Origin of the sequence: Streptococcus sp. FDAARGOS_192 (assembly GCF_002073815.2) — a bacterium.
Classification (GTDB): Bacteria; Bacillota; Bacilli; order Lactobacillales; family Streptococcaceae; genus Streptococcus; species Streptococcus salivarius_H.
In genome coordinates this window covers 1076919-1094443 of record NZ_CP020431.2, presented here as the reverse complement: position 1 = coordinate 1094443, position 17525 = coordinate 1076919, and the positions used below count along the sequence as shown (strand labels likewise).

The following is a 17525-nucleotide window of genomic DNA, read 5'->3' as shown; positions in this document are numbered from 1 at the left end:
TTTAATGGAGGTGTACGAGTGCGACTAGATGCCTCGTACGCCTTTTACTGTATATCCTAATATATAGAAAGGAAGATTATGGAAATATTTTTAACTTCGATTCAGAGTATTGTGCCCATTATCGTCATCATCATTCTTGGTTATTTCTTACAGGTCCGTGGGTGGTTTAAAGAGAGTTTTGGAAATGACTTATCTAAACTGATTATGAACGTGGCCATGCCTGTTGCAATTTTTACCTCTGTTCTTAAATATCTAACTTTAGATAAGCTAATTAGCTTGTCTGGCGGTTTGTTGTATACCTTTATCGCCTTCATTCTTGGTTACCTAGCGGCCTTTATCGCAGTGAAAATTTTTAAAGTGCGCCCAGGTCGTCGAGGAACCATGATTAATACCTTTGTTAATGCCAATACCATATTTATTGGTTTGCCTTTAAATATCGCTTTGTTTGGAGATCAAGCCCTTCCTTACTTCTTAGTGTATTATATTACAAATACAGTATCTACTTGGACATTAGGTGTCTATCTGATGACTTCTGATAGTAAAGAAGGGGCTTCAAAACAGGCTCAAAAATTTAATTGGAAGAAGCTCTTCCCAGCTCCTTTATTAGGATTTCTCGTAGCCCTCGTATTTTTGGTGTTACGTATTCCTGTCCCAAGTTTTGCGGAAAGTACCTTGACATATATTGGTAGTTTGACAACGCCCTTATCTCTTGTCTATATCGGTATCGTCCTAGCTAAGGCAGGGCTTCAGACTATTCGCTTTGATAAAGATACCATCATCACACTGGTTGGTCGTTTTATCCTTGCACCGGTCATTATGATCTTGGTTCTGAAGTTCTTCTCTCCAAATATGGTAGCACCAGAATTTAGAACCTTTATGATTCAATCTGCAACACCAGCCTTGGCAGTTCTTCCTATCCTTGCCAATCAAGGTAAAGGCGATGTTGAGTTTTCAACGAATGTGGTCACTCTCAGCACGGTCTTATTTGTGATTGTGGTTCCGATTTTACAAACATTATTAGGATAAAAGGAGTAGAATTTGTAAATGTTTTTTAATTGGCTAAAAAAATGGAAAACACTTATCAAACTCGTTTTATTTCTATCTATTGCTAGTCTAGTTATTGTAGAGATAACTAGACTTTTTAAGACGATTTCGTTTGATAAGATTGTAGAAATACTGGGGAAACTGTCTCCACTAGATGTCATCTGTTTAGCATTGTTTGGTTTTATAGCTGTTGCGCCAATGATCTTCTATGATGGTATCTTAAATAAAGAACTTCATCAGAAACAAAAATTATCTTACTTACTAGAAACTAGCTGGACCATTAATAGCTTGAATAATATGATTGGCTTTGCCGGTTTGGTGGATGTTGGTTTACGATATTCTTTCTATGGAGATGAAGAACGACCTGAAAAAAGTATGCAGGGCATTTCTCGTGTCATTCCTTATTTCATGAGTGGATTTTCACTGTTTGCCCTGATAAGCTTGGTTTTGACAGGCTTATTCCCTTTATCAATTGGTATTAAGCAGTATTGGCCAGTCCTTTTAGGAGCTAGTCTCTATCTCCCAATTGTTTTATTTGTTTCAAATAGAAAAAATTGGGCCTATTTTGGCCAGCTGGGTGGAAAGACAATTTTATCTTTAGTATTAGCTTCTGCCCTTGATTGGGCTTGTGTACTAAGCTTTTTCCTTTTGGTTGGGTATATTTTGGGCTATAATTTACCAAGTTACGATGTAATTCCCCTCTTTATGATTGCTATTACAATTGGGATTATGTCAATGATTCCAGGTAGTCTAGGTAGTTTCGATTTAATTATGGTATCTGGTTTAGTTGGTCTTGGGATTGATAAAGCTCAGGCACTAAGTTGGTTACTTGTATTTCGGTTATTCTATTATGTTCTCCCTTTTTGTTTAGGAGTAGTTTTATTCTTAAAGAATATGGGTGGACGACTTAATGAGAAATATTTAGGAATTCCTCAAAAGGTCATTGAAGCCTTATCCGCTATAGTATTGGTTTGGGGGTTGCGACTCTTTGGTTTCTTTCTTATCGTTTCAGCTATAGTTCCTCAAGAATTAGGACATCTTCCTTTGCTTAGAGAACTTACACCTAGCACTGGACAGTTTGTTTTTCAACTTCCTAGTATTGTTCTTGGTGTTCTGTTCTTCCTTTTAGCAAGATTAGTTAAACGACGTTTAAAATTTACGTTAACACTGGCTACTGTCCTAGGGCTAGTAAGTCTTGTTTATTTGAATATTGGTAGTTTTTCATTACCAAGTAGTCTTTTCTTAGTGGTTCTCTTGTTTCTCGTATGGTGGAATAAGGATACATTTGTTCGCAGACATTATATTTATGCTTGGGAAGATTGTTATAAAGATATATCCTATATTGGTGGTAGTTTCTTCTTGACGCTTGTTTTGTTAGGACATTTGAATCCACATCATGTGTTTAAGTTAAAACATCTCTCTCATCTGGTTACACACTGGATTCATTTTCTTGGTTTATCTCTGATATTGGTTATTTTGTATGTTTTGGTTCTTCGTGAAAGTAATAAAATTAAAGAGAACTTCGGAGAAGTTTTCGATAAACAACGATACCAAGACTTTATCGCAACAATCCCAAATTTAAATTTAGATGCTGCCTTAGCTTTTTTAGGTGATAAATATCTTTATTGGTACCAGGAGGATGGTCAAGACAAAGTTGTTTTCCAATTCGCAATTGAAAATAACAAGTGTGTTGTTATGTCGGATCCACTAGCACACTTAGGCTACTTAGAAAAAGGCTTATCACAGTTTCTAGCAGAAGCGGAGAATGCAAATATCTCTGTTATTTTCTATGAAGTTAATCAAGAAACAACCCTTTTACTTCATGAATATGGATACGACTTTATGAAGTTTGGTGAGACTGCTCAGGTATCACTCGATGAATTTACAACTGAAGGAAAACACGGGAAGAAGTTTAGAACGGTTGTGAATAAGCTAGAAAATAAAGGATATCAATTTCAAGTATTACAACCGCCTTTTGATAAAAAGATGCTTAATACCCTAAAAGAAATATCTGATAGTTGGCTAGATGGTCGCCAAGAAAAAGGTTTTTCACTTGGCTATTTTGATGAAAAGTACATTCAATTAACTCCAATAGCTCTTGTAAGTGATGAGGAAGATAACATTCAGGCTTTCGTTACCTTTTTAGCTAGCAATGGACCTAACGAAGCAAGCATTGACCTGATGCGCTACGACTTAAAGACAGCCCCCAATGGTATCATGGATTATCTTTTTGTAAAATTATTACTTCATTTTAAAGAAGAAGGAGTTACCTACTTTGACTTAGGTATGGCGCCATTGTCAAATGTAGGAACTGAGAAACATAGTTTCTTACAGGAAAAAGTGGCTTATCTAATCTATGCCTTTACCAATCGCTTCTATTCTTTTAGTGGTCTTAGACAATATAAACAAAAGTTTAATCCAATCTGATCACCACGATATGTCGCTTATCCCCGTGATACATGGCTTATACTAGATATGTTAGCCATTTATAGAGTTGATAATCGCAAAGTAAAGAGATTATCATGATAACTTTTAGTTTTAAACCGTATATGATGATTTTCGAGATTTATTATGACTTCCGATAGTTTGTCTAAGTAAGGGATTTAGTTCCGTGTAAAACAGAGCTAAATCCTTTTTATCTTGTAAAAAATCAGCACAAATAGAAAGTTATAAATACATTTAATTAGGGAATGATTTGATTTTTATTAAAAATATGAGATAATAGATTTGGACTAATTTTAAAACAGCAATTTTAGAGGGAGACAATGATGTCAAAACGACTATTTTCGGATGAGCTGAATGCCCCCAAACCCCTTAAGGAGCTTTTCTGGGAAAATGCAGAAAAAGCTCGAATGGGGGAATTTTGGAAAGACAAAAAGAGTTACAGAGAGCTCTCAGAAGCCACGGGGATTCCGTCAGGAAGCCTTCGGATGCTCTTTATGAACAAGCCTAAGGGAAATATTCCAAAGATTGTAACTATTACTAACGGTCTGGCCAAGGTGACTGAAAAAAACATTACACTTGGGAAGCTCTTAGCTCGAGACAATCAGCATGAGGTTTTTGAGTTTCCAAGAGATCCTGAACAGGTCACCCAAAACTTGTGGCACAATATTCGCAAGAAGCTGGAAATTACGGAAGATATGGATGAGGGGGAAGTCAGAGAACGCATGACAGCCTTTGTAGTCTCATCTGGTATGGCTCAAACCAACTATAACCTGATCAATCAAAGCGGAACAGTTTCCCTTGATACTTTGGAAAAATTTTCTAAAAGACTTAGAGTTGAGCCTTATGAATTGTTGGCTACCATCAAACGAAGGGAGATTATTGATAGGGATGATTTCCCTGTTCCTAAGGAAAATGTTAGCGATTACCACATCGATATTGGCAAGCTCAATACATTCATTAAATCACAACCTTACTCGCCCAACGGTCAAGAGGTAGCCTCTGCAAACTTAAGCCCACAGAATCTCTATCATTATTATGCCAAGGGAACTATCGGTGATATGCCCATAAAAACGGCCTATAAGTTTAAAAGACTTGTGGATATCTATGAAGCGGAATTTGGTATTCTTGAACCTTCAAGCAGAGTTTTAGATGTTAAGGAATTGAAAAAGTTCCTTTATAGTGGCATGATCACCGGCTATGCCATTTCTAAAACAGGGTTGATGAATGCGACCAATGGAAATCTCTACATCAAGGGCAAACGTCCTATCGAATCCATGCAACTGGATCGTGCCTTCGGTCTCTATAAACACCTAAAAAGACTAAAAAAGGACCAATAAATTCTTTACCTAACAAAAAGCCAAAATCAGCATGCTGATTTTGGCTTTTTGTTTGTTTTTTTATCTGTATGACTAGTAAGAATAATTTTAGTCAATTTTCGGACTTATTTTACAATTGCTTCGCACGTCCATTTTCATCAAAGTGATAAGTCATACCATTGATTGTACGTGTTTGGTTGGTGAGGAGAAATATCTTGGCTACTCTTAGTATTCTTTTCATAGTTAGGTGGACATATAAAAAATGAAACATCATTAAGAAACAACATGTTTTTTTATCAATAGTTATATAAATTAGATATATTTTAATTTACTGTAAATAACATAAAAACATTATAAGTTATAATATATCGTTAATTTTTAATCATTATTAGGATGTTAAATATATGACATCAAAATATGAAAATAAGATGATTTGTAGTTGTAATCTTTGTTTCATTAACTTAAACGACATCTATTTTGTATTGTTATAAAAATCGAACTAGTGTAAAAAAAACAGAAAATTTTATTGACAGTTAAATTATAAAGGAGTAGAATACGGTTGCAGCATAAAAGTTAAGCAACGGCAATTGAATCATAATTCAATTGGGAGGAATTTATGAAATGAAAGATTTTTTTAATCGACGCCAACGTTTTTCTTTGAGAAAATATTCAATCGGCGTTTGCTCAGTGCTTTTGGGAACGGCACTGTTTGCAGCACATGGTGCACAAGCTGATGAGCTTGCCAGTACCGACACACCGGTAACACCAGAGGCATCTGTTACCGGCGATGATTCGAGTAGTTTAGTAACTACTTCAACAACTGCGACACAACAGACAGATCCTACGTCTGTTGTTTCAGCGTCTGCTGAAACGTCTGCATCTGCAACACTTGATTTAACTCCAAGTGTAACAACTTCTGCGGATGCATCAACAGGAGAAACAGCAAAAACACAGGCTGAGACAGCAAAGGAATCTGATGAGTCTGTTTCAGAATCATCTGTTGAGAATCATTCAGATAAAGTGAGTCAAACTGATAATCACGAAAATTCATCTGATAAAACTCAAAAGTCATCTAATTCAGATGATTCTAATCGTGCTAGTCGTACGCGTCGTGATACGAGTGCAGCAGCATCAGCTTCATCAACAGTAGCAGTAGATGCTCAGAAAGAAGTATCTAGTTGGAGTGAATTTGTTGCAGCACTTAAAGACAGTAGTATTAAAGAAATTACCGTTAAAGGTAATATCGTAGCAGCAGGTGATAATGGTAATACAGATAATGGACGTTCAGGATCTGTTGACCGTAAAATCACTATTAACACTCAAGCACGTCCACTTACAATCAAAGGTGAAAATCAAAATGCTAGTCTAGACCTTTTGTCAAATACCTTAGAATTAACTGGTGCAGCTTGGGAACTTAACTTCAAAAACCTTAAATTGGCATCAGCTAACTCAAAGGGACCTGTTGATTTATCTAAGACAAGTGGTCCAAATACTGTTACTTTTGACAATGTAACCAGTGTTGGTTCTTCACTTTATGGTGGTGGTGGAAACACCAATGTTGTTATTAAAGGAAATACAACATCAACTGTTAGTGATAGCTATCAATCTGGAAATGGACAAACTCAGTATGTTCAACGTAACGTGGGACAAGCTGGAAGATCAGATAAACGTCGTGAATCAAACATTCATGATGCTAAAGCTGTCATTGTTTCTGAGGGGGCTAGTCTAACACTTAACCGTTCTTCTCAAGGGGATGCAATCACTCTTGAAAGTGGCGCTAAAGTTAGTGTTCAAGATAGAGCTAACCTAACCATTAACATGAATACTGACAATGCTACAGATACTGCTCGATATCATAATGCTGGTATCTTTATGGCAGATGGCGGTACAGTGGAAACTGGTAAAGAGTCTAAACTTGTACTTAACACTAGTATCGGACAAGGTATTTCGCTTGGTGTCAATAGACCTGGAGATGGTGTAACAGATAAAGATCGTTTTGGCGGTTATGGCACTAAAAATAGCAATCGTAAGAATGGTCCAAGTAAAGTTATTATCGGTGACGGTGCGACCTTTGAATTAAATGGTCGTGATGGTGTGATGGCTGGTAATAATGCTGAGTTTACAACGGGTGCAACTTCTAAAGTTCGATTTGAAAATAAAGGCCGTGGTGTTGCGATTGACTTAGGTAATGATTCGAAAGTTAATTTTGGTAAAAATTCAACCAATACATTCCACTCAGTAGGTAAAGGTCCAAAGAGTGGTGGAGGCCCTTCAGGAAGCTATGACGGTTATAACTATATTGGTCTAAATGAAAATGGTCGCATTGTCGTAGATGACTATGCAACATTCCGTGTCCAAATGGATGATCGTGGTGATAATGCCTGGGATGATGTTATTTCACTTGGTTCTGAGAATGGTCAAAAGGATCAACCATTATTCCAAGCTAATAAGGGTTCTATCGTAGACATTCGAGATGATAATACTAACTACTATGCTGAATTGATTTCAGTAGCGTTGGGAAATAGTTCTAATACATTCTTCCAATTTAACAATCCGCTTTATGTCTCATTACTACGTTATACTAGATCAGATGGTCTTTCAGCCGGAGAGGTGACAGGTAAATTGCCAGCATCTACTCCTCAAGGTAATAATCCTGAAGATATTGGTCATGGTAATATTCTTTATATCTCAAATAAATCAGCTAGTTCAGGTAACCGAGTAGAGTTTAACGGACCAACAGGAACACTCGTTAATCCAGGTCTTGGAACTTATACTGTTTATTCATTGAATAAAGATGGTAGAGATGCACAGAGTCGTAATAAGCAAAGTTCTGTTTGGACTAATATCCAGGGTGGTGCATTGAGTATTGCCGGTTTCCAAAGTAACCATGCTGATATTAATCCTGCAAATGCACAATCAGTTCCAACAGGTTCATCTACAGGTGGTATCTCAGCAACTGACAGAACATATGGTATCGACCCTGTTGGTGATAACCGTCAAAACATTTGGATTTCGAACGGCTCAACAATCAATCCTACAGCTATCCATAAAAATGTTATCAAATACGTTTATGAAGATGGCACACCAGTTAAAGATGACGTCATTCAATCATCTGATTGGAATCGTACTCTTGAGGTTGCCATTGATCAGGACCAATTTAAAGATGTTTTGAAGAATTCAACTGTAAGTAATGGTGATGAATTCTTGACTGCTTACAGTAAAGCAAAATACAATGTTGGTGATATCGATGGCGATGGTAAAGCTGATACAGGATGGAGAGTAGCAGGAACGACAAACGATGAGACTGTCAACTATACTGCTGTAACTTCTCCTAAGCTAAGTGGCTATAAGGCAGAAATTTTATCAACTAATGTTCCTGGTCTAAAAGCAGGAGACAATGCAGATAGTGTAGCTGCTTCTTATACTTACAATCCTTCTACTGCGCCAGCAGATACTATCATTGAAACTAGTGCAGGTCGCAGAACAATTTCTGACACTTATTGGCGTAATATTGTAGCTAAATCTGATTTAGGAAGCTATGAAACAGTAGTTGTCTACAAGAAAGAGAAACAGAAAGCGACGATTCATTATGTTGATGTGTCAGCTAATAATAAAGAATTAGCTAGTGATTCTGTTGAAGGTGATTCAGGCGCTACTATTGATTACTCAACTGCTAACAAGATTCAAGAGTTTGTTAATAAAGGATACAAACTAGTGGAAGATGGTTTCACCAAAGCGACAGCAGATGAGAAGAAATATGATAATGATGCTTCTGTAAATCAAGAATTTACTGTTAAGTTAGAACATGATAAAGTTCCAGTTGGGCCAAATGATCCACATAATCCAACAGATCCAATCAATCCAAATGATCCAAACAGTCCAAACTACCCTGCGAAAGATCAATGGAAGAAAGATGTGACATCAACTGTTCATTATGTAGGAGCAGGTGCTCAAACACCACCTGATAACGTTCAAAACGCCCAATGGACACGTACATTGGAACTTGATAAAGTTACAGGTGAAATTCTTAACCCTAATGAACCATGGGTAGCTAATAAGACGGATTATGCGTCAGTGCCAACACCAAATGTCACTGGCTACTATGCGGATAAAGCAAGCGTTCCAACTAAGACGGTTACCCAAGATAATCTTGAAGAAACGGTTACTTATAAACCGCTTGGAAGCTTGGTTCCAAAACCAGAAACACCAAACGATCCAAACTTCCCATCAACACCAGGTGTTAAATATCCAAACGATCCAACAGATCCAACGAAACCAGGTCAACCGGTCGTACCAGATGTTCCAGGATATGAGCCACACCTTCCAGATCCAAAGGATCCAACCAAACCAGGTCAACCAATCCAACCAGGAACACCTGTAACACCTGATAAACCAGGTGAAGATACACCAATCATCTATGTACCAAAAACAACTGAAGTAACAAAACCAACTAAACAAACGGTAACGTTTGAAGGAGCAGGCGATAATACTCCAGCTGCTAAAGTTCAAAATGACTTCACCTTTACTGGTAAACAAAAAAATGGTACAACAACATGGGACCAACCTAATCACACTTATGGTAAAGAAACAGTTCCAGTTGTTGAACATTACTATGCCGATAAGAAGGAAGCTGGATCTAAGACAGTTACTCCAGACCAACCAGAAGTTACGGATAAGGTTACTTATAAACCACTTGGTAAGATCATCCCAGTTGATGAAACCAATACACCAATTCCAAGTGCACCAACTCCACAGTACAACAATGATCCACAAGATCCAACTAAGGGTGGCAAGACTCCAACTCCAGTCATCCCAGGTTATGTGACAGATACACCAAGTGTAACTCCTAACAAACCAGGAGAGGATACACCTGTTGTCTACCGTAAGGCAGAACAAAGAGCAGTGATCAAGTACGTAGATCAAAATACTGGTACAACACTTGAAAATGATCAAGTTTCTGGTAAATCTGGCGAAGCTATTGACTACTCAACTGCAGCTAAAATCAAGAAATACCAAGATCGTGGTTATGTTCTCGTTAGCGATGAGTTTCCAGCAGGAGCTACTTATGACTCAGATGCATCTGTTGATCAAACTTGGACAGTTACCTTGAAACATGGTGAAACACCAGTAGGACCAAATGATCCACATAATCCAACAGATCCAATCAATCCAAATGATCCAAACAGTCCAAAATACCCTGCGACAGATCAATGGAAGAAAGATGTCACATCAACGGTTAAGTATGTGGTATCAGATGGTAAGGCAACTGCCCCAGCTGATAATGTTCAAAATGCACAATGGACACGTACATTAAATCTTGATAAAGTTACAGGTAAAGTTCTTAACCCTGATGCACCATGGACAGCGAATAAGGCTAACTATGATGCAGTTCCAACACCAAGTGTTACTGGCTACTATGCGGATAAAGCAAGCGTTCCAACTAAGACGGTTACCCAAGATAATCTTGAAGAAACAGTTACTTACAAACCACTTGGAAGCTTGGTTCCAAAACCAGTGACACCAAACGATCCAAACTTCCCATCAACACCAGGTGTTAAATATCCGAACGATCCAACAGATCCAACGAAACCAGGTCAACCGGTCGTTCCAGATGTTCCAGGTTATGAACCACACCTTCCAGATCCAAATGATCCAACGAAACCAGGTCAACCAATCCAACCAGGAACACCTGTAACACCTGACAAGCCAGGGGAAGATACGCCAATCATCTATGTACCAAAAACAAATGATGTGACGCAACCAACAAAACAAACTGTTAAGTACACAAGTACAGATGGTAAAGCTCAGGTGCCTTCGGATAAGATTCAAAATGACTATACTTTCACAGGTAAGAAGAATCAAGCTGATGGTACAACAACATGGACTGAAAACAGTCATACTTACGGTAGGGAAAGTGTTCCAGTAGTTTCTGGTTACTACGCTGACAAGTCTGAAGCAGGTAGTAAAACAGTCACTCCTACCAATCCTAATGCCGAAGATGTTGTAACTTATAAACCACTTGGTAAGATTATTCAGGTAGATGAAGATGGAAATGTTATTCCTAATTCAAGTTCTGTAACATACAACAATAATCCATCAAATCCTAGAGAAGCAGCAGAAACTAAAATTCCAGATGCACCAACAGGATATGTGATTAAGGAAGAACAACCACAAGCATGGGGTTACAATATTGTTGATAAAACTATTGAACCAAATGATGAAAGTGATCCAGATCGAATTTCACAAGATACGAAGATTGTTTATGTTAAAGCAGATCAAAAAGCAGTGATCACGTACGTTGATCAAACAACAGGTCAAACCCTTGCCAATGATCAAGTCGGTGGTAAATCAGGTGAGGCCATCAACTACTCAACTACGGACAAGATTAAGTACTATGAAGATCGTGGCTATGTTCTCGTAAGCGATGAATTCCCAGCAGGAGCTCACTTCGACAACGATGCTTCAGTAGATCAAACATGGACAGTTACCTTGAAACATGGTGAAACACCAGTAGGACCAAATGATCCACATAACCCAACAGATCCAATCAATCCAAACGATCCAAATAGTCCTAAGTACCCAGCGACAGATCAATGGAAGAAAGATGTGACATCAACTGTTAAGTATGTGGTATCAGATGGTAAGGTAGCTGCACCAGCAGATCACGTAGAAAACGCGACATGGACACGTACCCTTACCTTGGATAAAGTCACAGGTAAAGAACTTTCAGCGACACCATGGGCATCAGATAAGACAGCCTACGCTGCAGTTCCAACACCAGGTTTGACAGGTTACTACGCTGATAAAGCAAGTGTTGCTTCTAAGGCAGTTACTCAAGAAAACCTTGAAGAAACGGTTACTTACAAACCACTTGGAAACTTGGTTCCAAAACCAGTGACACCAAACGATCCAAACTTCCCATCAACACCAGGTGTGAAATATCCGAACGATCCAACAGACCCAACGAAACCAGGTCAACCAGTCGTTCCAGATGTTCCAGGCTATGAACCACACCTTCCAGATCCAAAGGATCCAACGAAACCAGGTCAACCAATCCAACCAGGAACACCTGTAACACCTGATAAACCAGGGGAAGATACGCCAATCATCTATGTGCCAAAAACAAATGATGTAACGCAACCAACAAAACAAACGGTAACGTTTGAAGGAGCTGGTTCAACCACACCAAAAGATGATGTTCAAAGCGACTATACTTTCACAGGTAAGAAGAATCAAGCAGATGGTACAACAACATGGACTGAAAACAGTCATGACTATGGCAAAGTAAAAGTCCCAGTCGTTGAACACTATTATGCGGATAAAGCTGAAGCAGGTGGTAAGACAGTTACTCCAGAACACCCAGAAGCTACAGATAAAGTGGTTTATAAGGAACTCGGTAAGATCATTCCAGTTGACCCAGATGGCAACCCAATTCCAAATGCGCCAACTCCACAATATACGAATGATCCAAACGATCCAACTAAGGGTGGTGTCACACCAACACCAGTCATCCCAGGTTATGTGACAGACATTCCAAATGTGACACCATCTAACCCAGGAGCTGATACCCCAGTTGTCTACCGTAAGGCAGATCAAAAAGCAGTTATCACGTACGTTGACCAAACAACAGGTCAAACCCTTGCCAATGATCAAGTCGGTGGTAAATCAGGTGAGGCTATTAACTACTCAACTGCGGACAAGATCAAGTACTATGAAGATCGTGGTTATGTTCTCGTTAGCGATGAGTTCCCAACAGGTGCCCACTTCGATAACGATGCGTCAGTCGATCAAACATGGACAGTAACCTTGAAACATGGTGAAACCCCAGTAGGACCAAATGATCCACATAACCCAACAGATCCAATCAATCCAAATGATCCAAACAGTCCTAAGTACCCAGCGACAGATCAATGGAAGAAAGATGTGACATCAACTGTTAAGTATGTGGTATCAGATGGTAAGGTAGCTGCACCAGCAGATCACGTAGAAAACGCGACATGGACACGTACCCTTACCTTGGATAAAGTCACAGGTAAAGAACTTTCAGCGACACCATGGGCATCAGATAAGACAGCCTACGCTGCAGTTCCAACACCAGGTTTGACAGGTTACTACGCTGATAAAGCAAGTGTTGCTTCTAAGGCAGTTACTCAAGAAAACCTTGAAGAAACGGTTACTTACAAACCACTTGGAAACTTGGTTCCAAAACCAGTGACACCAAACGATCCAAACTTCCCATCAACACCAGGTGTGAAATATCCGAACGATCCAACAGACCCAACGAAACCAGGTCAACCAGTCGTTCCAGATGTTCCAGGCTATGAACCACACCTTCCAGATCCAAAGGATCCAACGAAACCAGGTCAACCAATCCAACCAGGAACACCTGTAACACCTGATAAACCAGGGGAAGATACGCCAATCATCTATGTGCCAAAAACAAATGATGTAACGCAACCAACAAAACAAACGGTAACGTTTGAAGGAGCTGGTTCAACCACACCAAAAGATGATGTTCAAAGCGACTATACTTTCACAGGTAAGAAGAATCAAGCAGATGGTACAACAACATGGACTGAAAACAGTCATGACTATGGCAAAGTAAAAGTCCCAGTCGTTGAACACTATTATGCGGATAAAGCTGAAGCAGGTGGTAAGACAGTTACTCCAGAACACCCAGAAGCTACAGATAAAGTGGTTTATAAGGAACTCGGTAAGATCATTCCAGTTGACCCAGATGGCAACCCAATTCCAAATGCGCCAACTCCACAATATACGAATGATCCAAACGATCCAACTAAGGGTGGTGTCACACCAACACCAGTCATCCCAGGTTATGTGACAGACATTCCAAATGTGACACCATCTAACCCAGGAGCTGATACCCCAGTTGTCTACCGTAAGGCAGATCAAAAAGCAGTTATCACGTACGTTGACCAAACAACAGGTCAAACCCTTGCCAATGATCAAGTCGGTGGTAAATCAGGTGAGGCTATTAACTACTCAACTGCGGACAAGATCAAGTACTATGAAGATCGTGGTTATGTTCTCGTTAGCGATGAGTTCCCAACAGGTGCCCACTTCGATAACGATGCGTCAGTCGATCAAACATGGACAGTAACCTTGAAACATGGTGAAACCCCAGTAGGACCAAATGATCCACATAACCCAACAGATCCAATCAATCCAAATGATCCAAACAGTCCTAAGTACCCAGCGACAGATCAATGGAAGAAAGATGTGACATCAACTGTTAAGTATGTGGTATCAGATGGTAAGGTAGCTGCACCAGCAGATCACGTAGAAAACGCGACATGGACACGTACCCTTACCTTGGATAAAGTCACAGGTAAAGAACTTTCAGCGACACCATGGGCATCAGATAAGACCGCTTACGCTGCAGTTCCAACACCAGGTTTGACAGGTTACTACGCTGATAAAGCAAGTGTTGCTTCTAAGGCAGTTACTCAAGATAATCTTGAAGAAACCGTAACTTACAAACCACTTGGAAGCTTGGTTCCAAAACCAGAAACACCAAACGATCCAAACTTCCCATCAACACCAGATGTGAAGTATCCAAACGATCCAACAGATCCAACCAAACCAGGACAACCGGTCGTTCCAGATGTTCCAGGCTATGAACCACACCTTCCAGATCCAAAGGATCCAACGAAACCAGGTCAACCAATCCAACCAGGAACACCTGTAACACCTGATAAACCAGGGGAAGATACGCCAATCATCTATGTGCCAAAAACAAATGATGTAACGCAACCAACAAAACAAACGGTAACGTTTGAAGGAGCTGGTTCAACCACACCAAAAGATGATGTTCAAAGCGACTATACTTTCACAGGTAAGAAGAATCAAGCAGATGGTACAACAACATGGACTGAAAACAGTCATGACTATGGCAAAGTAAAAGTCCCAGTCGTTGAACACTATTATGCGGATAAAGCTGAAGCAGGTGGTAAGACAGTTACTCCAGAACACCCAGAAGCTACAGATAAAGTGGTTTATAAGGAACTCGGTAAGATCATTCCGGTTGACCCAGATGGCAACCCAATTCCAAATGCGCCAACTCCACAATATACGAATGATCCAAACGATCCAACTAAGGGTGGTGTCACACCAACACCAGTCATCCCAGGTTATGTGACAGACATTCCAAATGTGACACCATCTAACCCAGGAGCTGATACCCCAGTTGTCTACCGTAAGGCAGATCAAAAAGCAGTTATCACGTACGTTGACCAAACAACAGGTCAAACCCTTGCCAATGATCAAGTCGGTGGTAAATCAGGTGAGGCTATTAACTACTCAACTGCGGACAAGATCAAGTACTATGAAGATCGTGGTTATGTTCTCGTTAGCGATGAGTTCCCAACAGGTGCCCACTTCGATAACGATGCGTCAGTCGATCAAACATGGACAGTAACCTTGAAACATGGTGAAACCCCAGTAGGACCAAATGATCCACATAACCCAACAGATCCAATCAATCCAAATGATCCAAACAGTCCTAAGTACCCAGCGACAGATCAATGGAAGAAAGATGTGACATCAACTGTTAAGTATGCGGTATCAGATGGTAAGGTAGCTGCACCAGCAGATCACGTAGAAAACGCGACATGGACACGTACCCTTACCTTGGATAAAGTCACAGGTAAAGAACTTTCAGCGACACCATGGGCATCAGATAAGACAGCCTACGCTGCAGTTCCAACACCAGGTTTGACAGGATACTACGCTGATAAAGCAAGTGTTGCTTCTAAGGCGGTTACTCAAGAAAACCTTGAAGAAACGGTTACTTACAAACCACTTGGAAACTTGGTTCCAAAACCAGTGACACCAAACGATCCAAACTTCCCATCAACACCAGGTGTGAAATATCCGAACGATCCAACAGACCCAACGAAACCAGGTCAACCGGTCGTTCCAGATGTTCCAGGCTATGAACCACACCTTCCAGATCCAAAGGATCCAACGAAACCAGGTCAACCAATCCAACCAGGAACACCTGTAACACCTGATAAACCAGGGGAAGATACGCCAATCATCTATGTGCCAAAAACAAATGATGTAACGCAACCAACAAAACAAACGGTAACGTTTGAAGGAGCTGGTTCAACCACACCAAAAGATGATGTTCAAAGCGACTATACTTTCACAGGTAAGAAGAATCAAGCAGATGGTACAACAACATGGACTGAAAACAGTCATGACTATGGCAAAGTAAAAGTCCCAGTCGTTGAACACTATTATGCGGATAAAGCTGAAGCAGGTGGTAAGACAGTTACTCCAGAACACCCAGAAGCTACAGATAAAGTGGTTTATAAGGAACTCGGTAAGATCATTCCAGTTGACCCAGATGGCAACCCAATTCCAAATGCGCCAACTCCACAATATACGAATGATCCAAACGATCCAACTAAGGGTGGTGTCACACCAACACCAGTCATCCCAGGTTATGTGACAGACATTCCAAATGTGACACCATCTAACCCAGGAGCTGATACCCCAGTTGTCTACCGTAAGGCAGATCAAAAAGCAGTTATTACGTACGTTGATCAAACAACAGGTCAAACCCTTGCCAATGATCAAGTTGGTGGTAAATCAGGTGAGGCAATCAACTACTCAACTGCGGACAAGATCAAGTACTATGAAGATCGTGGTTATGTTCTCGTTAGCGATGAGTTCCCAACAGGTGCCCACTTCGATAACGATGCGTCAGTCGATCAAACATGGACAGTAACCTTGAAACATGGTGAAACCCCAGTAGGACCAAATGATCCACATAACCCAACAGATCCAATCAATCCAAACGATCCAAATAGTCCTAAGTACCCAGCGACAGATCAATGGAAGAAAGATGTGACATCAACTGTTAAGTATGTGGTATCAGATGGTAAGGTAGCTGCACCAGCAGATCACGTAGAAAACGCGACATGGACACGTACCCTTACCTTGGATAAAGTCACAGGTAAAGAACTTTCAGCGACACCATGGGCATCAGATAAGACCGCTTACGCTGCAGTTCCAACACCAGGTTTGACAGGTTACTACGCTGATAAAGCAAGTGTTGCTTCTAAGGCAGTTACTCAAGATAATCTTGAAGAAACCGTAACTTACAAACCACTTGGAAGCTTGGTTCCAAAACCAGAAACACCAAACGATCCAAACTTCCCATCAACACCAGATGTGAAGTATCCAAACGATCCAACAGATCCAACGAAACCAGGACAACCGGTCGTTCCAGATGTTCCAGGTTACAAGCCATACTTGCCAGATCCAAATGATCCAACGAAACCAGGTCAACCAATCCAACCAGGAACACCTGTAACACCAGAGGATCCAGGTAAAGATACACCAATCATTTATGTTCCGGTTACTCCTGATAAACCTGTAACTCCTCCAGAACAACCTAAGGTACCAACACCTAAGAAACCAGAGGAGCCAGAACAACCAGTTAAACCAGAACAACCTGTAAGTCCAACTGTTATTGAAGAAGTAACTCCACAAGTTGCTCAACCTAAAGGACAAGCAGTTCTACCAGAGACAGGAACAGAAAATGGACATATTGCAGAAGTGACAGGTTTGTCAGCCTTGATTACAGGTCTTGGACTAGGTCTTTTGGGCCGTCGTCGTAAGAAAGAAGACTAATAACAAAGAGAATCCTTCCCTTCTTCTAAATAGTTAGTTAAAATAAAAAATTAGTCT

General features: G+C 40.1%; 4 protein-coding genes. All 4 read left to right on the top strand.

What is annotated here, in order from left to right; genetic code table 11:
• The first annotated feature begins 78 nt into the window (after positions 1–78).
• The 4 genes from A6J31_RS06020 to A6J31_RS06005 all read left to right on the top strand — a co-directional run bounded on the left by A6J31_RS06020 (position 79) and on the right by A6J31_RS06005 (position 17468).
• On the top strand, positions 79–1026 hold the full coding sequence (locus tag A6J31_RS06020) for an AEC family transporter (RefSeq protein ID WP_080610697.1): 948 nt from the start codon (positions 79–81) through the stop codon (positions 1024–1026).
• Positions 1027–1044: 18 nt separating this feature from the next.
• A complete protein-coding gene (gene mprF / locus A6J31_RS06015; RefSeq protein ID WP_225791583.1) occupies positions 1045–3471 on the top strand; it encodes a bifunctional lysylphosphatidylglycerol flippase/synthetase MprF in 2427 nt (808 codons plus the stop codon).
• A 341-nt stretch (positions 3472–3812) separates the two neighbouring features.
• Complete coding sequence (locus tag A6J31_RS06010) at positions 3813–4826, top strand: hypothetical protein (RefSeq protein ID WP_080610696.1); 1014 nt, start codon at positions 3813–3815, stop codon at positions 4824–4826.
• A gap of 600 nt (positions 4827–5426) precedes the next feature.
• Positions 5427–17468, top strand: a complete 12042-nt coding sequence (locus A6J31_RS06005) for a mucin-binding protein (protein WP_080610695.1) — start codon at positions 5427–5429, stop codon at positions 17466–17468.
• The last annotated feature ends 57 nt before the right edge of the window (positions 17469–17525 follow it).